Source organism: Aeromonas sp. s7(2024) (assembly GCF_040907825.1).
Classification (GTDB): Bacteria; Pseudomonadota; Gammaproteobacteria; order Enterobacterales; family Aeromonadaceae; genus Aeromonas; species Aeromonas veronii.
Window position 1 is genome coordinate 218558 of record NZ_JBFOCM010000016.1, and the last position, 20297, is coordinate 238854.

Annotated in this window: 17 protein-coding genes; 9 read left to right on the forward strand and 8 right to left on the reverse strand. The window is 60.8% G+C overall.

Features of this window, described 5'->3' with window-relative positions:
- Window positions 1-154 precede the first annotated feature (154 nt).
- Both dcuC and AB5Y73_RS06050 read left to right on the forward strand, forming a co-directional pair.
- Window positions 155-1531 (forward strand): C4-dicarboxylate transporter DcuC, encoded by a 1377-nt coding sequence (dcuC, locus tag AB5Y73_RS06045; protein ID WP_107684152.1) that lies wholly within the window; start codon window positions 155-157, stop codon window positions 1529-1531.
- 134 nt (window positions 1532-1665) lie between these two features.
- Window positions 1666-2805, forward strand: coding sequence for a M20 family metallopeptidase (locus AB5Y73_RS06050; protein WP_107684151.1), 1140 nt, complete (start codon window positions 1666-1668; stop codon window positions 2803-2805).
- 141 nt (window positions 2806-2946) lie between these two features.
- Here AB5Y73_RS06050 and AB5Y73_RS06055 read toward each other — a convergent pair whose 3' ends face one another.
- The 4 genes from AB5Y73_RS06055 to asnS form a co-directional block, all read right to left on the reverse strand.
- A complete protein-coding gene (locus AB5Y73_RS06055; RefSeq protein WP_107684150.1) occupies window positions 2947-3603 on the reverse strand; it encodes a hypothetical protein in 657 nt (218 codons plus the stop codon).
- Between the two features lie 173 nt (window positions 3604-3776).
- Window positions 3777-5120, reverse strand: coding sequence for an anaerobic C4-dicarboxylate transporter (locus tag AB5Y73_RS06060; protein WP_005337916.1), 1344 nt, complete (start codon window positions 5118-5120; stop codon window positions 3777-3779).
- 374 nt (window positions 5121-5494) lie between these two features.
- Window positions 5495-6250 (reverse strand): ABC transporter substrate-binding protein, encoded by a 756-nt coding sequence (locus AB5Y73_RS06065; protein ID WP_181497467.1) that lies wholly within the window; start codon window positions 6248-6250, stop codon window positions 5495-5497.
- 110 nt (window positions 6251-6360) lie between these two features.
- Window positions 6361-7761, reverse strand: coding sequence for an asparagine--tRNA ligase (gene asnS, locus AB5Y73_RS06070; RefSeq protein ID WP_043818544.1), 1401 nt, complete (start codon window positions 7759-7761; stop codon window positions 6361-6363).
- A 200-nt stretch (window positions 7762-7961) separates the two neighbouring features.
- On the opposite strand from asnS, the gene AB5Y73_RS06075 reads away from it, so the two are divergent.
- On the forward strand, window positions 7962-8306 hold the full coding sequence (locus tag AB5Y73_RS06075; protein ID WP_005359354.1) for a hypothetical protein: 345 nt from the start codon (window positions 7962-7964) through the stop codon (window positions 8304-8306).
- A gap of 9 nt (window positions 8307-8315) precedes the next feature.
- Here AB5Y73_RS06075 and AB5Y73_RS06080 read toward each other — a convergent pair whose 3' ends face one another.
- On the reverse strand, window positions 8316-9128 hold the full coding sequence (locus AB5Y73_RS06080; RefSeq protein WP_107684148.1) for a HAMP domain-containing protein: 813 nt from the start codon (window positions 9126-9128) through the stop codon (window positions 8316-8318).
- A 176-nt stretch (window positions 9129-9304) separates the two neighbouring features.
- Window positions 9305-10579: an adenosylmethionine--8-amino-7-oxononanoate transaminase gene (bioA, locus tag AB5Y73_RS06085; RefSeq protein WP_162895383.1), complete on the reverse strand. Its 1275-nt coding sequence runs from the start codon at window positions 10577-10579 to the stop codon at window positions 9305-9307.
- 193 nt (window positions 10580-10772) lie between these two features.
- On the opposite strand from bioA, the gene bioB reads away from it, so the two are divergent.
- The 5 genes from bioB to htpX all read left to right on the forward strand — a co-directional run bounded on the left by bioB (window position 10773) and on the right by htpX (window position 15585).
- Entirely contained in the window at window positions 10773-11861 is a 1089-nt protein-coding gene (gene bioB / locus AB5Y73_RS06090; protein ID WP_005350480.1) for a biotin synthase BioB, read from the forward strand.
- Window positions 11858-13054 (forward strand): 8-amino-7-oxononanoate synthase, encoded by a 1197-nt coding sequence (gene bioF, locus AB5Y73_RS06095; RefSeq protein WP_107684146.1) that lies wholly within the window; start codon window positions 11858-11860, stop codon window positions 13052-13054. Before bioB ends, bioF begins: the two co-directional genes overlap by 4 nt.
- Complete coding sequence (gene bioC, locus AB5Y73_RS06100; RefSeq protein ID WP_064338332.1) at window positions 13047-13862, forward strand: malonyl-ACP O-methyltransferase BioC; 816 nt, start codon at window positions 13047-13049, stop codon at window positions 13860-13862. Before bioF ends, bioC begins: the two co-directional genes overlap by 8 nt.
- A 59-nt stretch (window positions 13863-13921) precedes the next feature.
- A complete protein-coding gene (gene bioD, locus AB5Y73_RS06105) occupies window positions 13922-14599 on the forward strand; it encodes a dethiobiotin synthase (RefSeq protein WP_005337893.1) in 678 nt (225 codons plus the stop codon).
- A 113-nt stretch (window positions 14600-14712) separates the two neighbouring features.
- Window positions 14713-15585, forward strand: a complete 873-nt coding sequence (htpX, locus tag AB5Y73_RS06110; RefSeq protein ID WP_005344374.1) for a protease HtpX — start codon at window positions 14713-14715, stop codon at window positions 15583-15585.
- Window positions 15586-15660: 75 nt separating this feature from the next.
- Here htpX and AB5Y73_RS06115 read toward each other — a convergent pair whose 3' ends face one another.
- Window positions 15661-17373 (reverse strand): methyl-accepting chemotaxis protein, encoded by a 1713-nt coding sequence (locus AB5Y73_RS06115; protein WP_139742826.1) that lies wholly within the window; start codon window positions 17371-17373, stop codon window positions 15661-15663.
- Window positions 17374-17595: 222 nt separating this feature from the next.
- Window positions 17596-19446, reverse strand: a complete 1851-nt coding sequence (locus AB5Y73_RS06120) for an MOSC N-terminal beta barrel domain-containing protein (RefSeq protein WP_181497465.1) — start codon at window positions 19444-19446, stop codon at window positions 17596-17598.
- Between the two features lie 77 nt (window positions 19447-19523).
- On the opposite strand from AB5Y73_RS06120, the gene AB5Y73_RS06125 reads away from it, so the two are divergent.
- Window positions 19524-20276 (forward strand): ABC transporter substrate-binding protein, encoded by a 753-nt coding sequence (locus AB5Y73_RS06125; protein ID WP_164537195.1) that lies wholly within the window; start codon window positions 19524-19526, stop codon window positions 20274-20276.
- Window positions 20277-20297 lie beyond the last annotated feature (21 nt).

Genomic DNA, 20297 nt, shown 5'->3' on the forward strand with positions numbered 1-20297 from the left:
GTTTTCCGGTAGTTGAAATAACGAAAAATTGTTACATGGCCGACATATTATGCTAATGAATCACGGTGACGGCACCTTTATTGATAGGGATCAAAGGCAAACAGTGGTCAGATCACTAGATTTCGCTCTTCGATAAATTTATCAGGAGTGAATATTGGAACTTTTATTCGTCTTGCTCGTTCTGGTCGCCGTGGTCTACGGCATCATCAAGGATTACAACCCGCAGGCGGTGCTGGCGCTGGCGGGCATGGCCATTTTTGCGGTGGCCTACTGGCTGGGGCTGCACCCCATTCTCCCCGCTGACAAGAGCACCGGTTTCGCCCTGTTCGACCTGTTCGAAGTGTTCAAGGGGATCTTCTCCTACCGCGCGGCGGGCCTCGGCCTCACCATCATGGCGGTGGCGGGTTTTGCCACCTACATGTCCCATATCGGGGCCTCCCAGGCGCTGGTGCGGGTGGCGGTCAAACCGGTGGCAGGCATCCAGTCCAGCTACCTGATGCTCTCCATCTGCTATCTGGTGGCGGTATTCGTCTCCCTGTTCGTCACCTCCGCTACCGGCCTTGGCCTGCTGTTGATGGTCACCATGTATCCGGTGATGCGCAACCTCGGCATCAGCCCGGCCTCCGCCTGTGGCGTCATCGCCACCTCACAGGCGTTTGAAATTGGCCCGACCCAGACCAACGCCATCTTCTCCGCCGGTCAATCCGGCATGGATCCGACCAGCTATTTTGTCGACTACCAGATCTGGCTGGTGGCCCCCATGCTGCTGGTGACCATGGTGCTGCACTTCTTCTGGCAGCGTCACTGCGATCGCAAGGATGGCTGGGATCCGGCGCTCCATCGCGGCGATCACGCCGAGCTGGACGAACAGGGCACCGAGAGCGTGCAGGCGCCCACCTGGTATGCCCTGCTGCCGATCATCCCCTTCGTGCTGATGATGACCTTCTCCAAGCTGCTGGTGAGCGACATCAAGATGAGCGTGGAGGTGGCCATGCTGCTGTCGGTCTTTATCGGCATGCTGTGCGAGCTGCTGCGTAGTCGCTCGGTGCGTACCGCGTTTGCCGGGCTGTCGAGCTTCCTCGACGGTATGGGCAAGGTGTTTGGCCCCGTGGTGGCGCTCATCGTCTGTGCCGAGCTGTTTGCTGAATCCCTCAAGGCCATCGGTGCCATCGACACCCTGCTGCACTCTGCCAGCAATGCCGGTATCGGCAGCGGTCTGATGACCCTTGTGATGGTGGCGCTGATCATGGTAGCGGCGGTCATCATGGGCTCCGGCAATGCGGCGTTCCTCAGCTTCTCGACCCTGGCACCGGCGGTGGCGGCCAAGTTTGGCGTACCTGCGGTGACCATGCTGCTGCCGATGCAGCTCGCTTCCAGTATCGGCCGTACCGTCTCCCCCATCGCGGCTGTGCTGATCGCCTGTGCGGGGATTGCCAAGGTATCGCCCTTTACCGTGGTCAAGCGCACCAGCGTGCCGATGGCGGGGGCGCTGGTGACGGCGCTGGCCCTCAATTATCTGCTGTTCATGTAGTGATGTGGGTTATGTAGTGGTGTTTGGAATTTACCGGTCGGGCGGGTGGCATGGCTGCCCGCCTTTTTCTCACTGTGTCGCATTGTTGCAATAGACGATCGGCCATCAATGCTGATTGTTGCATGGAGAAGATAATGACAGTTGTAAAGAGCCCGTTTTCCCTCGATAGCTATCTGGCCGATTTGGCCCCGCTCATCAACCTCGATTGCGGTACTCGCACCCCGGCCGGGGTAGCGAAAGTGGCCGACATCATGACCGAGAAATATGAGGCCATCGGCTGGCAGGTGACCCGCCACCAGTTCGCTGCCGAGTGCGGCCCCTGCCTCGAGATCACCAATGCGCCGGGTGCCGATCACTACGACGTGATGCTGTGCGGCCACATGGATACCGTCTTCCCCGAGGGGACGGCGGCCAAGCGCCCGCTGAAAATCGAAGGCAATCAAGCCTTTGGTCCCGGCGTCTCGGACATGAAGAGCGGCCTGCTCTCTATCTGGTATGCACTCAAAGAGATGGATCCGGCATTGCTTGCCAAGCTCAAGGTGCTGGTCTGCTACAACTGCGACGAAGAGATTGGCTCCCCCTGGTCCAAGGATTGGCTGGTGAAAAAAGCCAAACAGAGTGGCTGCGTGCTGGTGGCCGAGGCAGCTCGTCCCAATGGGGATCTCATCAGCGCCCGCAAGGGCAATGCCAAGTACCGCATCACCTTCCACGGCAAGGCGTCCCACGCCGGTTCGGCCCTGACCGAAGGTGTCTCTGCTATCACCGAGCTGGCGCATTGGGTGCTGGCCATCAACGAGCAGGTCAACATGACCACGGGCACCACCATGAACGTCGGCGTGGTACAGGGCGGCACCGGCGTCAACGTGGTGCCGGACTTTGCCGAGGCGATCGTGGATTTGCGCTTCTGGAGCAACGAAGAGGCCGCTGCGGTACACGACCGGCTCACCTTTATGGCCAACAACCCCTTCCTCGCGGGTTGTCGGGTCGAGGTGGATCGCCAGACCTTCAAGCCGGCGATGCGCCCGAGCGGTGACACCGAGGCGTTGATGGCGCTGGTGGAGGCGGCAGCCAAGGAGGAGGGGATCCCCTTCAACTGGCTGGAGGCCGGTGGCGGCTCGGATGCCAACTTCACCGCCGCCGCGGGGGTGCCGTCGCTGGATGGTTTCGGCCCCATGGGGGGCGGTTTCCACTCGGAGGCGGAGTTCCTGCTGCTGGAGAGCATCGAGCCACGCATCCGCCTGCTGCAGCTGGTGCTGGGCAAGCTGGCGAAATAAGCCGGTTTATTCCTTGTTCGGGTCGTCATGGCCCGCTCAAAACTGGCCCGATCAAACCCAAACGGGAGGCTGTTGCCTTCCGTTTTTTTATCTCGATTTTTCGCGTGTCCCTGAACGAGCGTGCCAGATGGCCTGAGGCCGTTATCCCTGTGGCTCGGCCAGATAGGCCAGATGATCCTGCCGCACCACCTGCCAGCCATCGAGGTGCAGCGGGGCGGCAAAGCCCGGGCCGTCGGTCACCATGGTGTGGTATTCCCCCTGCTCGCCGCATGCATCGAAGCCCTCGCGCTCGGCCAGTTGCTGCAGATCGCTGAGGGTGGCGGCATCGAGGGTGCGCCCAGTCCACTCGAGGGCCAGTACCCGGGTATCGACGCAGGAGAGGTGGGCGACGATGCCGCGGGCCAGCATATCCGCCAGCAAGGCTTGACGAGATTGTTGCCAGAGCGGGGTATGGACGGTGAGATCCAGCGGCTGGCAGCGTTCGCGGATCCAGTTTGGTGCGCCGCCCACGCTGTCGATATCGCCGGTCACCACCCCGTCGAGGGCCCACTCCTCCTTGAGCCGCGCCAGTGCCCGCTCATAACCGAGATCGAACGGCGCTTCTATGGTGACCAGCAGATGGGGCAGCCCGAGGGCTTCCGCCTGACGGCGCACCAGCGGCAAGGGGTGAGCGAGAAATCGGGGCTCTGGCGGCGCAAAGGTGGCCAGTGCCACCACCTGATGGCCCGCTTGACGGGCATGACAGAGGGCCAGCATGGCATCTTTGCCACCGCTCCAGAGCAGGATGACGCGAGACATGGATGAGATTCCGGTGGTGAACGAGGGGGCATGCTACCCAGCGGCGTGGGCAGAGGTAAAGGTATTGTGTCCGGAAATGGCGGCGGGGAAATGGTTGGGGTCACAGAGCGGGAAAAAAGCAGGCCCCCGAAGCGGGGGCCTGTATTGCAATAGCGTGGTAAACGCCGCTGCGATTAGAGCAGGATGCTGGTGAGGATAAAGCCCAGCGAGCAGGAGGTCACCACTCCGATCAGCCCCGGAATGATGAAGCTGTGGTTGATGATGAACTTGCCGATGCGGGTGGTGCCGGAGCGGTCGAAACCGATACAGGCCAGATCGCTCGGGTAGGTTGGCAGCACGAAGTAGCCGTAGCTCGCCGGCAGGAAGGCGATCAGCAGCTTAGGCTCCACACCCAGCGCCAGACCCATGGGGGCGATGGCGGTGAGGGCGGCGGCCTGGCTGTTTACCAGCTTGGAGATGAGGAACAGCACCAGGGCGTAGGTCCAGGGCTGGGCCTGTACCACATGGGCCAGAGTCTCTTTGAGCAGCGGCATGTGAGCCTGGAAGAAGGTCTCACTCATCCATGCGACCCCGAATACGGAGAAGATGGCGACCATGCCCGCCTTGAAGACGGCACCGTTGGCGATCTCGCCCGGCTTGACCTTGCAGCGCATCAGGATGATGGCACCGGCGATCAGCATCATCATCTGGATCACCAGGTTCATGGAGAGCGGGCCGGTCTTGTCCTTGATGGTGAACACCGGACGCAGACCTTCGTTGGCACCGAGCAATACCACGGCAGCGATGGCGGCGAAGAAGATCCAGGTAGACCAGTAGGCCTCTTTCGGGAACTTGGTGTTGAGCAGGGTTTCACCACCGCCGTAGATGAAGGCACGCTGCTCCGGGTCTTTGATCTTGGCCTGGAACTCTTCGTCCTTGTCCAGATCCTTGCCGCGACGCAGGCTCCACAGGGCCGCCACGATGACACCGGTCAGGGAGGAGGGGATGGCGATCATCAGGATGTCGAGCAGGCCGTAAGCCTGACCGATACCGTGACCGGCCGCCAGAATGGAGACCATGGAGACCACGGCAACGGAGACCGGGGAGGCGCAGATGGCCATCTGGGAGGCAACGGAGGCGACAGCCATCGGGCGCTCGGGGCGGATGTTCTTCTGCAGCGCGATGTCAGCGATGATTGGGAACATGGTGTAGACCACGTGGCCGGTACCGCACAGGAAGGTGAGGGTCCAGGTGGTGAGCGGCGCCAGGATAGTGATGTATTGCGGGTGACGGCGCAGCAGACGCTCGGCCACTTGCATCATCAGGTTGAGGCCACCGGCAGTCTGCAGGGTGGCGGCACAGCCGATCACCGCCAGAATGGTCAGCATTACCTGAACAGGCGGTTCGCCCGGCACCAGGCCGAAGACGAAGGTCAGCAGGAAGAGACCGATACCACTGATGAGACCGAGTCCCATGCCCCCAAAGCGGGTACCCAGCAGCAAGCAGCCGAGTACCACTAAAAATTCCATCAAGATCATTCCGTTACCTCGTGTGATTCAACCCATATTGCCGCGGGTAGCCTGAACCATGAATTGTCATTGTCTGTTTTATTTAGCCCAAAAGGGTTAGTTGCTATTCTGCTCCCCTGAAAAAGTGAAAAAATTGAGTTACTTCAATAACTCGATGAATTTTTGATTAAACCACTTAAAAACCACGTACTAACAAAACCATTATTTTTGTCACCAAGTGGTATCACTCGGGGCCAAGCCATCGTGTGGTCATGGTGGCAGCACAGAGTAGCAGCAGGGCTGCAGGGGAGGGGCATAAAAAGGGCTCGATTGCGGCAGAAGAGGATGAAAAAGCCAGCGCTCAGGCTATTTTTGCCAGCAAGGGCTGACTTCGGCGGGTCTGCTCACTTGGCCGCAGGTGCTTGCTGAAGATAGCGGCGCTGATAATCCTCGCTCAGCTTGGCAATATCCAATCTGGCAATGGCCTGTGCCACCCGTTGCTGCAACGCCTGCTGGTCGGGACGAAACATGATGTGCAGGCTCTTGTGTTCGAGGATCTTCGGGTGAAACTGCAATCCGGCGCTTATCAGCTTGCGATCATGGTTGATGAGCCAGTGAAAGACATCCCGGTCGATCACCGCCAGATCGAGCCGGTCGCGCTGCAATTTGCGCAGGTTGAGCAGGTCGGAATCGACGGCGGCAGTGTTGAGGCGCTTGCTGGCCATCAGAGCATCGAATTCACGGGTGTTGACGTACCCCTCCACCACGCCGATCCGGTAGGGGGCAAGATCCGTGAGCTGCTGCCAGGGGATGGGGGCGCCTGAGCGCTGCGCTATGCCCAGCACGCTGTCGCCCACGCTGGCGGAGCTGCGCCACAGGGTCGGCAGGGTGTCGGAGAGGTACTCGGGAAAATAGCCGCTATAAGGCTGGGTCGGGTCGGCCGCCAGCCGCACTGCCCGCTGCCAGGGATAGAAGTCGAATGTCACCTCCAGTCCCGCCTCGGCAAAGGCTCGTTTGACGATATGACCGGTGAGGCCGCCATCGGGCAGGCTCTGGCTGGTGTAGGGGGGCCACTCCAGGGTGGTCAGACGAACGGGCTCGGCCCACAGTTGAACAGGCATGCAGGACAGCAGTAGCGAGAGCAGCAGGCGATATCCCATAGGCGACGAGTTCCTTGTGCCGGTTGATCCTGAGTATCACCCATAACGGTGACAATAAAAAAGCCGACCCACAGGTCGGCTTTTGCAATGCAGTGGCAAGATGCCGCTGATCAGAACTCGGCGGTACGCGGAGTACGCGGGAACGGGATCACGTCGCGGACGTTGCCCATACCGGTCACGTAGACCACCAGACGCTCGAAGCCCAGACCGAAGCCGGAGTGCGGCACGGTACCGAAGCGACGCAGGTCGCGGTACCACCAGTAATCTTCCTTGTTCAGGCCCATCTCGGCCAGACGGGCATCCAGCACGTCCAGACGCTCTTCACGCTGGGAACCACCGATGATCTCGCCGATGCCCGGTGCCAGTACGTCCATCGCGGCAACGGTCTTGCCGTCGTCGTTGAGGCGCATGTAGAAGGCTTTGATATCTTTCGGGTAGTTCTTCACCACCACCGGAGACTTGAAGTGCTCCTCGGCCAGATAGCGCTCGTGCTCGGAGGAGAGATCGATACCCCAAGAGACCGGGAATTCGAACTTCTTGCCGCAGTTTTTCAGCACTTCGATGGCATCGGTGTAGTCGATCTGGGCGAAGTCGGAGGAGACGAAACGCTCCAGACGGCCGATGGCATCCTTGTCCACGTGCTGGGCGAAGAACTCCAGATCGTCGCGACGCTCGGTCAGTACGGCGTTGAAGACATACTTCAGCATGGCTTCGGCCAGTGCGGCGTTATCTTCCAGATCGTTGAAGGCCACTTCCGGCTCAACCATCCAGAACTCGGCCAGGTGGCGGCTGGTGTTGGAGTTTTCAGCGCGGAAGGTCGGGCCGAAGGTATAGACCTTGGAGAGTGCGCAGGCATAGGTTTCGGCGTTCAGCTGGCCGGATACGGTCAGGAAAGCCTCTTTGCCGAAGAAATCTTCGTTGTAGTCCACCTTGCCGGCGTCGGTGCGCGGCAGGTTTTCCATGTCCAGAGTGGAGACGCGGAACATCTCGCCAGCACCTTCGGTGTCAGAGGCGGTGATGAGCGGGGTCGCAACCCAGAGGAAACCCTCTTCGTGGAAGAAGCGGTGGATGGCTTGCGCCAGGCAGTGACGAACGCGGGTCACGGCGCCAACGATGTTGGTGCGCGGGCGCAGGTGGGCCTGTTCACGCAGGTATTCGATGCTGTGGCGCTTGGCAGCCATCGGGTAGGTGTCCGGATCTTCGACCCAACCGACTACCTTCACCTCGGTCGCCTGCAGTTCGAAAGCCTGGCCGCTGCCCTGAGAGGCGGCAACCACGCCGGTCACTTCCACGGAGCAGGCAGTGGTCAGACGCAGCACTTCATTCTCGTAATTGGCCAGGGTATTGGGGACAACTGCCTGTACCGGATGGAAACAGGAGCCATCGGAAATGGCCAAAAATGAGATCCCCGCCTTGGAATCACGGCGAGTCCGGATCCACCCTTTGACAGTTTGGGTGGTGCCGACCGGATACTTACCGGCCAGCACATCTACTACGGATGCGTGCGTCATCGAAATATTGTCTCCAGCTTGTTCTTGCAGCGCTATTTGCAACACTAGGGAGTCTGGCCCGGGCACAGATGGCCCACCATGGCAGACTAAGCCGTCAATCTTACCCGCGCGGGTTTGATAAACAAGCAAAAATGTCGGACTCTGGTGGGGTTTTCGGCATGGTTCACTCAACAAGAGTGTCACGGGCGCAGGAGAGGTGGGTGAAAGATCGGCGGCATGGGCCAGATTGGCTGACACGGGTGTTGCAGGGGCTGGTGATGCTCTGCTGGGGCGGCTTTATCGTGCTGCTCTCCCTTTACCACTATGCCCGTCCCGAAATTGCCTACGGTTTTCTGGTCTATGGCGGGATCGAGGTGCGCGATTATTGGGACCCGGCCCTTACCCCCTGGCTGGTCTACGGGCTCTGGAGCTGCTGCGCCCTGACGCTGGCGGTGTTGCTGCTGGAGCGCAAGCGCAGCCGCCGTCAGGATGACTCCCGGCATGTCAATCTGGCCATCCTGCTATTGGTGCTGATCGCCAGCTTGCTCTTCTACTACGTCGGTTAAGCGTTCGTCTTAGCGGGGCTGATCCGGTTCCTGCCTGCTGGCCTTGGCGCGCTTGCCGAGCTGGCGCTCCACACTGTCGAGCATCTGGTTGTAGGCCACCGCCACCCGGCCAATCTCGTCGCCGTCATCCCCCTCCAGCCGGTGTCCGAAGTCGTGCAAGTCAGTCGCCTCTTCCATGGAGCGGGTCAACTGGTTGAGAGGGCGCACGATCCAGGTGCGGATGACCCAGAGGGTCAGCAGCAGTCCCATCCCGAAGATGCCGGTTAGGATCAGCGCCGAGGTGAGAATATTCTGCTCGACCCGGGTAAACAGCGAATCGAGGGAGTAGTCAAAGCGCACCGCACCAAGCACGGTATTCTCCGGCACCAGATGACAGCTGGTGCAGTCGGTGCCGCGAAAATCCTTCTTGGCCAGCAGCGGTCGGGTGACCACCAGACGGCTGTGCATGCCGTTGTGCACCACCTCCAGGCTCCCTTTGCCCGCCAGAGCCAGCTCATCAAACTCATCTTTTACCTGTTCTGTCTCCCGTCCCGGCCCGAACTGTTTGCTCACCGCGTCGCCACGGACGATGCGTGCATCCTCCACATGGGCATGGTCGAGAAACTTGCCGCGCAGGGTATCGCGGGCATCCATCTTGCCGGTCAGCATCAGCATGTTGAGGCCGTCGAAATAGGCTTCGGTCTGCTCGCGGCTCTGCTCCTTGATGAGGGTCAGGATGAGATCGCGCTCGCGCACCGCCTGATAGGCTGCGGAGAAGACCAGTACCATGGAGAAGATGAAGAGCAGGAAAAAGTTGATTTTGGCAGCAATGGAGAGGCGCATGAGCAGTCTTTCTTGATGGTAAAACCGCAGCAGTTTACCCCTCTTGGGGCCTCAGGTCTGGTGTTTTGCTCACATTACGGCAAGTGAAAGCGCACTGAAGTGGATAAAGTTGCCCTCTTTATATATCAAATGCCGGTAGTCAAACGGGCGGCAGCGATGGCCGCCCGTTGCTTGCATTAAAACTCGCCCTCGGCGATGGCCTGACGGATGGCGCCGGTCAATACCCGTAACTCTTCAGGGGGGATGACGAAGGGGGGCATCAGGTAGACCAGCTTGCCAAAGGGGCGGATCCAGGCGCCCAGTTCGACAAACTTGCGCTGGATGCGCGCTACATCCACCCGCTCTTTCATCTCCACCACCCCGATGGCGCCGAGCACCCGCACATCCGCGACCGCCGGGTGCAGGGTTAGCTCTACCAGTTCTGTTCGCAGCTGATGCTCGATGGTGCGCACCCGCTCCTGCCACGGTGAGGCCAGCAGCAGATCGATGGAGGCGTTGGCCACCGCGCAGGCGAGGGGATTGCCCATAAAAGTGGGGCCGTGCATAAAGACGCCGGCTTTGCCGTCACAGATGGTGCGGGCGACATGCTCGGTGGTCAGGGTCGCCGAGAGGGTGAGGTAGCCGCCGGTAAGCGCCTTGCCCAGACACATGATGTCGGGGCTGATCCCCGCCCAGTCGCATGCAAACAGCTGACCGGTACGGCCAAAGCCGGTGGCGATCTCGTCGGCAATCAGCAGCACACCGAACTCGTCGCACAGGGCGCGCACCCACTGCAGGTAGCGGGGGTGATAGAAGCGCATGCCGCCAGCCCCTTGCACTATGGGCTCAAGTACGATGGCGGCGATCTCTTCGTGATGATCCGCCATGAGTGTCGCCAGCTCCACCACGCACTGTTCATCCCACTCGGCGTGGAAGCGGCAGCTGGGTGCTTCGACAAAATAGTGCTCCGGCAGGAATCCCTTGTAGAGCTCATGCATGCCGCCGTCCGGATCGCAGACGCTCATGGCGCCAAAGGTGTCGCCGTGATAGCCGCTGCGCAGGGCGACAAATTTGGCTCTGGGCGTTCCCTTGGCGTGCCAGTACTGCTGGGCCATCTTGAGCGCCACTTCCACTGCCACCGAGCCGGAATCGGCCAGAAAGACCCGATCAAGCCCCTTTGGAGTGATCTCCACCAGCTTGCGGCAGAGCTCGACCGCCGGGGCGTGGGTGAGGCCGCCAAACATCACGTGGGACATCTTGCCGAGCTGGGAGGTGGCGGCGGCGTCCAACTCCGGCAGCTGATAGCCGTGCACGCAAGCCCACCAGGAGCTCATGCCATCCACCAGTTTGCGGCCATCGCTGAGGGTGATGGTCACCCCTTTGGCGCTGGCCACTTCATAGCAGGGTAGGGGGTGAGTGAGGGAGGTATAGGGGTGCCAGATGTGGTGCAGGTCGAATTCTTGATTGGTCATTTGTTGTTCTGTTGTCAATTGGTTTGATCTGGTCGGTGTTGACAGTCTACGCGTGCTCTCTACACTAGCCAACAATTTCAGCCACTTGGCACTGCGCATCACCCTGAGCGCGCGGGCCCGGCGGCGGGTTCTGTGGCCGTCCATCCCAAGATGGCGGGCGTAGGATCCCACTAATAACAACCGGAAGCCATGTATGAATGCTCTCACCGCGGGCGGTCACGCCCTTCGTCATGACTGGACCCTCGCCGAGGTTCAGGCCCTGTTTGCCCTGCCGTTCAACGATCTGCTGTTTCAGGCCCAGACCGTCCACCGCGCCCACTTTGACCCGAACGAAGTGCAGGTGAGTACTTTGCTCTCCATCAAGACCGGCGCCTGCCCGGAAGATTGCAAATACTGCCCCCAGAGCGCCCGTTACCACACCGGGCTTGAGGCCGAGCGGCTGATGGAGGTGGAGAAGGTGCTGGAGCGGGCCCGCGAAGCGAAGGCCAATGGCTCGTCACGCTTTTGCATGGGGGCCGCCTGGCGCAATCCCAAAGAGAAGGACATGCCCTACATCATCCGGATGATTGAGGAGGTGCGCGGGCTCGGTATGGAGACCTGCATGACCCTGGGGATGCTCACCGCCGATCAGGCGGCCCGTCTTGGCGCTGCGGGGCTCGATTACTACAACCACAACCTCGACACCTCGCCGGAGTTTTACGGCGAGATCATCTCCACCCGCACCTATCAGGACCGGCTCGATACCCTGGAGCATGTGCGCGGCGCGGGCATGAAGGTCTGCTCCGGCGGCATCGTCGGCATGGGCGAGCAGGCGAAAGATCGGGCGGGCCTCTTGATGGCGCTGGCCAACTTGCCCCGTCATCCCGAAAGCGTGCCCATCAACATGCTGGTCAAGGTAAAGGGGACGCCGCTGGAGGATCAGGAGAACCTCGACCCGTTCGAATTTATCCGCACCATCGCCGTGGCACGGATCATGATGCCAGCCTCCCATGTGCGACTCTCTGCCGGGCGGGAGAAGATGAACGAGCAGATGCAGGCGATGTGCTTTATGGCCGGGGCCAACTCCATTTTCTATGGCTGCAAGTTGCTGACCACTCCCAACCCGGACGAGAACAGCGACATGCAGCTGTTCAAGCGGCTCGGCATTCGTCCCGCCCAGCGGGCCCAGAAGCCGGATCAGGTACAAGAAGAGGAGCTGCTGGCCGAGGTGAGTCGCCAGAGCGAGCCTGCCGAGATGTTTTATGACGCCACCCGCCCCCGTGCCGGGGCTGCGCGGTCATGACTGGCCCAGCAGTAACAGGCCCCTTTGCATTGGGCGCGGCGCTGGCCGGGCGCGAACAGGCTGGCCTGCTGCGCAACCGCATCGCGACCGACGGGGCGAGTGGCGGGCAGCTCAGGGTCGCGGGGCGCGACTACCTCAACTTTTCCGCCAACGACTATCTGGGACTGGCAGATCACGGCGCCATCAAGGCCGCCTTCAACGCGGGGATTGAGCGTTATGGCACGGGCTCCGGCGCCTCGCCACTGGTGACTGGTTACAGTCGTGCCCACCAAGAGCTGGAGGAGATCCTGGCCGAGTGGCTCGGGGTGCAGGCGGTGTTGCTCTTCAACTGCGGCTTTTCTGCCAATCAGGCGGTGCTCAAAGCCCTGCTCGACAAGGAGCATCTGCTGTGGCAGGACAAACTCAACCACGCCTCTTTGCAGGAGATGGGTAGCCAGCTCCCTTGCAAGATGAAGCGTTTTGCCCACAACGATATGGCGGCCCTTGAACGGCAGCTTGAGCCAAATCGCGGACTGATTGTCTCGGAAGGGGTGTTCAGTATGGACGGGGATCAGGCCCCCTGGGGTGAACTCGCGGCATTGGCAGCCCGGAGCGGCAACTGGCTGATGATCGACGATGCCCACGGCCTCGGCGTGCAGGGGCCCGAGGGGCGCGGCACTCTGGCGGCGCAGGGGGTTCCTCCTGCCAGCGTACACATCCAGATGGGCACTTTTGGCAAGGCGCTCGGGGTTGCCGGTGCCTTTGTCGGCGGCAGTCGCGAACTGGTGGAGTATCTGGTCAACTTCGCCCGCCATTATGTCTACAGCACCCATATGCCCGCCGCGCAGGCCTGTGCGGTCAGCAAGAGTATCGAACTGGTACGTGCCGCCGATGAGGCCCGCGCCCATCTTGGCCAGCTGATCGCTCGCTTCCGGCAAGGGGCAGAGGAGTTGGGTTGGCAGCTTGGCGCGAGCGATACCCCGATCCAGCCGCTGCTGGTGGGGGAGAGCAGTGTTGCCCTGCAACTGGCAGAACGGCTGCGGGAACGCGGCGTCTGGGTGAGCGCCATCCGCCCGCCCACTGTGCCAGTCGGTACGGCCCGGCTGCGCATTACCCTGAGCGCGGCTCACCGCGAGCAGGATGTGGATCGCTTGCTCGATGCCTTGGGGGTCTGCCCTGCAGTTACAACGCTTGGGGAGGCTCATCATGACTGAGCGTTTTCAAACGGTGGACAAGGCGCAGCTTGCTCGCCGTTTCGGCGCCGCCGCTCGTCATTACGATGCCCACGCCCGCTTTCAGCAGGAGGTGGGTCAGGCGCTGTTGGAATGGATGCCAGACAGGCTGGTTGGCACTGATCTGACGGTGAGCGGGCTGGATCTGGGCTGCGGCACCGGCTTTTTCTTGCCCCAACTGGCGAACCGTTGTCACCAGCTGGTGGGGCTTGATCTCGCCCCCGGCATGCTGGCGCAGGCCGCCTTGCGTGGCAGCGGCGCCCGCCTGCTCTGCGGCGATGCGGAGCAGCTTCCTTTCGCCGATAACGCGTTCGACTGGGTTTTCTCCAGTCTGGCGTTGCAGTGGTGCGAGCGTCCGGCCCAGGCTTTTGGCGAGTTGCTGCGGGTGGTCAAACCGGGCGGCCAGATCTTTTTCTCGACCCTGCTAGATGAGTCACTCTGGCAGTTGCGAGCCGCTTGGCAGCAGCTTGATGGTCGCGCCCATGTCAATCGCTTCCTCAGCCTGCCACAATTGGAGCAGGCGCTGGCTAGCGCCGGGGTATCTGCTCCCGAGCTGCGTTGTATCACCTGGGATCTCGCCTATCTTGAATTGCCGCAGTTGTTGCGCGATCTCAAGGGGATTGGGGCCAATCAGGTCAATGACAATCAGGGGAGTGCCGCCCCGGCCGGTCTGAGCGGTCGCGCCAGATTGCAGCAGCTGGCTCAGGCGTATGAGGCGTTTCGCCAGCCCGATGGCAGGCTGGTCGCCAGTTATCGGGTGTGCCTCGGCCGCCTCAGCAAGCCTTGCTGAGCGCCGGGAATCGCAGTGTGTGCAGGGTAGTCAACGGGCCCTGCCAAGGAGAGAACCGTATGAAATCATTCTTTATCACCGGCACCGATACCGATGTGGGCAAGACGCTGGTGGCGCGCACCCTGCTGCGTGAATTCAGCGCACAGGGAATCAAGTGCGCGGGTTACAAGCCGGTCTCGGCCGGATGTGCCCGCACCCCGGACGGGCTGCGCAACCTTGATGCTGTCCTGTTGCAGGAGGCGGCGAGCCTGCCGCTGCCCTATGAGGTGGTCAATCCGTTCGCCTATGAGCCGCCGATTGCGCCCCATATCGCCGCCAGCGAGGCGCGCCAGCCCATCACTATGCAGGGGTTGAGCGAGGGGCTACGCAAGATTGAACAGGCCGGGGCCGAACTGGCGGTAGTGGAAGGGGCGGGGGGCTGGTATCTGCCGCTCGATCGCAAGCATCTGCTGTCGGACTGGGTCAAGCAGGAGAACATGGCGGTGATTATGGTGGTGGGGGCCAAGCTGGGTTGCCTCAACCATGCGCTGCTCACCTTTGCCGCCATTCGCAATGATCAGCTGCCGGTGGCGGGGTGGGTAATTAATCGGCTCCATGGTTCCATGAGCCATTATCAGGAAAATCTGGACACCCTGAGGGGCTTGCTGCCTGCCCCCTTCCTCGGCGAAATTCCGTTTATAAACAATCCGCTTGAAGCCGATTTGCAGGGGCGTCTCGATATCTCGCCGCTACTTTGACGGCATATTCAGCGAACATTCATCGAATCTCCCTAGAATGTCGACATTAACATGATCAGGTGGGGATCCCGAGTGATCCCCGGTCATGTCCCTTATCTTCACAAGGAGTCTATATGAAGCGAATTATGCTATTCCTGGTGACCAACCTGGCCGTCATGCTGGTGCTGGGGGTGGTACTCAATATCCTGTTCTCGGTTCTGGGGATCAACAAGTCCAGCATTTCCGGGCTGTTGGTGTTCTGTGCCGTGTTCGGTTTTGGGGGTTCCTTTATCTCCTTGCTGATGTCCAAGTGGATGGCCAAGCGCAGCTATGGCGTCCAGGTCATCGAGCAACCCCGTAACGAGACTGAGCACTGGCTGGTGAGTACTGTGGCCCGTCAGGCCCGCGAAGCGGGTATCAAGATGCCGGAAGTGGGGATCTACGACTCTCCCGAGATGAACGCCTTTGCAACCGGCGCCCGCCGCGATGATTCGCTGGTGGCGGTCTCCTCCGGCCTGCTCTACAGCATGAGCCGTGACGAGGCGGAAGCGGTACTGGCCCACGAGGTTAGCCACGTGGCCAATGGCGACATGGTGACCCTGACCCTGATCCAGGGTGTAGTGAACACCTTCGTGATGTTCTTCGCCCGGATCGTGGCTGGCGTGATCAGCAACTTCTTCAGCTCCAACAACGAGGAAGAGAGCAGCAGCTCCGGCGGTTTTGCCTACATGATCACCGTGTTCGTGCTGGAGATGCTGTTCGGTATTCTGGCCTCCATCATCGTCATGTGGTTCAGCCGTCAGCGCGAGTTCCGTGCCGATGCCGGTGCCGCCAAGCTGGCCGGTCGCGACAAGATGATTGCCGCCCTTGAGCGCCTCTCCCGCGGTGCCGAGCCGCAGCTGGAAGGCTCCATGATGGCCTTTGGCATCAACGGCAAGCGCTCCATGAGCGAGCTGTTCATGAGCCACCCGCCCATCGAGCAGCGTATCGCCGCCCTGCGTGGTTGATAGATACTGAATGACGGGGATACCCCGAATAAAAAACGGCTGCCTTCGGGCAGCCGTTTTGCTTTTCAGCGTTCTTTAAAGCTTGAAGTGCCCCATCTCCTGGCGCAGCACCCGTGACAGCTGCTTGAGCTTGGCCGCCTCTTGGGACACGTGACGGGCGGCATCCCCCGACTGCTCCGAGAGGGAGGTGATGTTGCCGACGGTAGAGACCACCTCGTTGGCGGCGGTGGACTGCTCGCGCAGGGTGTGGCTGATCTCTCCCATCAGGCCGGTGAGGTTGGAGGCGTGGCTCTGGATGCTGGCGATCGCCTCGCCGGTCTGGTTGGCCAGCGTGACCCCGCGAGAGACGTTGTTGACCGTGTTCTCCATGCTGCGGATGGAGGCATCTGCCCCGCTCTGGATTTTGCTAATCATCCCGGTGATCTGCTGGGTTGAGGCCGCCGAGCGACTGGCCAGATTGCGCACCTCGTCGGCGACCACTGCAAAGCCGCGACCCTGTTCACCGGCCCGCGCTGCCTCGATGGCCGCGTTGAGAGCCAGCAGGTTGGTCTGATCGGCGATGCCGCGGATCACCCCGATGATCTCCGAAATCTGCTGGGTATGGCCGTTGAGCTCGGAGATGGTGCTGGCCGCATCCCCCACCGTGGTGGAGATATTCTCGATGCTGCCGAGAGTCTCTTTAATGACCCCCGAGCCCTCCTCCAGGGTATTGGCGGAGACCTTGCTCAGCTCGTCGGCATGGGTGGCATTGTCGGAGAGGTGGCTGATGCTCACCACCAGCTCCTCGATGGCGGCGGCCATGGTCTGGGTGCTGGTTTGCTGATCGGTGGCAAACTGGGCAGTCTGCTCGGCAATTTGGGCGATGCTATCGGCAGAATGGGATAGCTCCTCGGTGGAGTGAGAGACCTTGGCGATGATCCCCTTGAGGGTGGTCTGCATACCGCCGAGCAGGCCGATCAGGCTCTCTTTCGATCCTGCCGGCACCTTGATGGGGCGCGAGAAGTCCCCTTCCGCCATCATATGGAGATCGGTCTTGAGCTGTTCGACCGAGGTGCCCACCAGATCGAGCAGGGAGCGATAGGTGCGCCAGAGGAAGAACATCAACACCAGACCGAGGGCGATAAAGAGATAGCGCAGCATGTCGGTATTGGTGATGGCGCTCTCGACTGCCTCATGGTTGCGCTGCTCCATCATCACGTAGAAGTCATCGATGGGGGACATGATGCGCCCCTTGTTCTGGTGATAGGCCTTGTCATGCATCATGGCGATGGCTTTTTGCTGGTTGGCAACCGGGTCTCCATCGCTCTGTTGCACCAGTTTGAAGGCGGCGACCTCGGTGTTGACCAGGGCATCCGAGTTGTTTTTGGCCTCGTTCAGTTTGGCGAGCTCCCCGTCGGTAAAACCGGCATCCTTCATCAGATCGATCAGGCCGCGGCGAACATTGCTGTCAGGGCGGGGATTCTGGCCGTTGGCGGCGACAAAGTCCCAGTAGATACGGTTGTAGCCATCCGGTCTCGGCTGCTCGCCGTTGCGAATGGCCAGGATCCGCATGTACTGCTGTTCGTAGGCTGGATCCTTGGTGATGACGTAGGTGCGCCCGAGTCGGGTCAGGTCATCGGAGGATTGGCGCAGTTCGTCGGCCAGCAGGTAGGAGACATATTGTTGTCGATAACTCTCTTCCAGCTGTTTCCCAGCCCAGCTGTAGGCGAAAAACACCAGTGACAGCAGGATCAGGGTGATGACGGATAGCAGCAGGTTGAGCTGAAAGGCGGGCTTGTTCTGTTCCATGGTATGGGCGTCCTTTCCCTATGGCTGAGTGTCGTATGGAGCATCGCCAAGTCAATGGCTGGCAAGGCTTTTTGCTCTGAGAGTATAGGAAGGGAAACTTACAGATGAAGGCGGTGGGGACAAATTAAGGGCCGATCAGGTGAACAAGTGTGGATAAAGATGACCGGGGTCAATTCCCCGGTCATCTGGGGGGGCGTGAGTTAACGCGGCTTGATCACCCGATCATAGGATTTCAAGGTCGGTGAGCGGCACGGCGCAGCAGGCAAGGATCTTGCCCTCTGCCCGCTCGGCGGCGGTGATGGCGGGGGCGTCGGGGTGATCCACCTCGCCCGAGATCAGCGTCTGTTTGCAACTGCCGCAGATGCCGGCGCGGCAGCTCCAGGGCAGCTCTACACCTTGCTTGTTGGCCTGATCCAGCACAGTGCCCTGATTGTTGCCGGTAAAGGCTTGGACGCCGATACGCAGTTGCACCGCCTGATGGGGGCGAACCACCGAGAGAATCGCGCCGCCAAAACTCTCCTGTTTGATCCGTGCGGCTGGAACGCCGAGGGCTGCCACTTTCGCCGCCGCATCGGCCATAAAGCCGTGGGGGCCGCAGATAAAGACCTCTTTCCCGGCCAATCCTTTGACCAGTTGCAGATGCTCATCATTGAGTCGCCCTTGCAGCCCCTGCCAGTGATTGTCCGGCTGGCTCAGGATAATGGTGAGGGTCATCCCCTGCTGCGCCATGGCGTGCAGTTCGCTGGCGGCGGGAATGTCCGCTTCACTGCGGCACAGGTGCATAAAGTGAACCTCTTCCAGCTCCCCGCGTAGCGCCAGGGTGCTGGCAATCGCCAGCATGGGGGTGACGCCGGAGCCTGCGGAGAGCAACAGTAGATTGCGCTCGGACCCTAAGTGAAACTCGCCAGCGGGGTTGGCGGCCAGCAGCCGATCACCCACCTGCAACTGCTGGTGCAGCCAGTGGGAGATGCGGCCACCCTCCACCTTCTTGACGCTGATGCTGTAACGCTCCGGGTGGTCCGGCGTAGAGCTCAGGGTATAGCGTCGTTGAATCCGCTCGTTTTTGATATCGAGGCTGATGGGCAGATGCTGGCCCGGCAGGTAGTCGGGCAGGGGCTCGCCATCGGCTGCTTCGAACCAGAAGGTCTCCAGATCCCGCGCCAGCGGTTCGCGGGCCACGCAGACCAGCTCGCGCTTCTTCGGCGCGGCGGCGGGATAGACCACCGGACGGGTGCGCTCCAGTACCTCGATCTCGCTGCCTGCTTCAATCCACCCCTCGTTCAGCGCCACCAGATTCTGGCCGAAGTAGACCTCGCCATCCTCGCCACGGCGGTAGCGGGTGAGGGTGGCCAGCGGCTCTTTCAGGGCGTTGAAGCGATCGGTGCCTGCTTCCACCGTGGTCATGATGCAGCGGCTGCAGGGCTTGACCACTTTAAATTCCACTTCGCCGATGCGGATACGCACCCAGCTGTCCTCCTCGAAGGGCTGGGTATTGCTTGCCACCAGATTGGTGCGGAACTGGCTCATCTGGTGCAGGGCATCGGAGCGCAGATTGAGATCCTCAAGGGAAGCCTGGCTTATCAGCAGCAGCGGATAACCGTCGGCAAAGCTGACCCGGGTGCCGGTCTTCTCGCGAAAGCGATCCGAGGTTTCACCCAGCCAGAGCAGTTGCACCGTCTCCCCTGCCACCCGGCTTAGCCACCCATCGGCTTTGGGGTCGGTGTGCAGGGCGGTGAAACGGTCGCTCCAGACTCCGGTAGCTTGCGGGGCGCGGCTGAAGTCGACCTCTTGCAGGGTGAGCGGTTCAAAGCCCGGATAGCGCAGTTGCAAGCCTCCTTCGATGGGGGTGGCCACGATCTGTTGCAGCTGGGGATGGGTACGGGCGGTGATAAAGGTGCCGTCCGGTTTGACCACCATGTAGCGGCGATCCCCTGCCAGTCCCTCTTCGGTCACCCGGGCGCGAGCCAGCGGCATACCTGCAGTCGATTTGATGGGGTAGAGGTGAATGCTGTCTAGCCTGGGCATCTTCATATCCTTGTGACGCGGCGCGATCGCCTGGAAAAAGGGGAACATAACGGTTCCCCGGCGATCCGGCAATCCTTTCCAGGGGGCGGTCTATAGTTGGGAAAACAGAACAAGAGGGCATCGGGATGAAAATAAGCTGGTTGCTGGCGGGGAGCCTTTTTTGCCACGGGCTCTGGGCGCAGGAGCTGACCCTGACCACGGGAGAGTATCCTCCTTACTGCTCCGAGACGCTGAAATATCAGGGGCTTATCCCTCATGTGGTGAGCGAGGCATTCAAGAGTGAAGGGGTGAGCGTCAAGTTCCAGTTTCTTCCCTGGAAGCGGGCCTTTCGCTTGTCGGAGGAGGGAGTGGTGGATGGCACAGTCCACTGGTATGAGTCGAGCGAGCGGCGCAAAACCCATCTCTACAGTGATCCCATCCTGAGCGAGACCTACGTCTGGTTCTATCTCAAGTCCGATCCGCTGGAATGGCGTGGCTATCAGGATCTGGCGGATCGCAAGCTGGCTGCGGTCAGTGGCTATACCTACAATGCAGATTTTTTTGCAGCCATCGCGCAGGTGCCGCTGCAGGTGCAGTTCGTCACCCGGCTGCGCCAGAGCTTCGATCTGCTGCTCTCCGGCCGCGCCGACCTGACCCTGGAGAACATAGATGTTGGCTACTACTCCCTGCGTCAGTTCTACCCGGCCAGCACGGTCGATCTCTTTGCAACCCATTCAAAACCCGTGATGAAGGTTGAAGGTCACCTGCTGATCAGCCGCAAGCGCGCCAACGCTGACGAGCTGGTCAAAACCTTCAATCGGGGGCTCGCCAAACTGAAAGCCAGCGGTCAGCTGGAGAAGATGTTACTTGAGTCACGTTCTGGTCTCTATGAACCATAAAGTGCAACATTTTTTGATCCT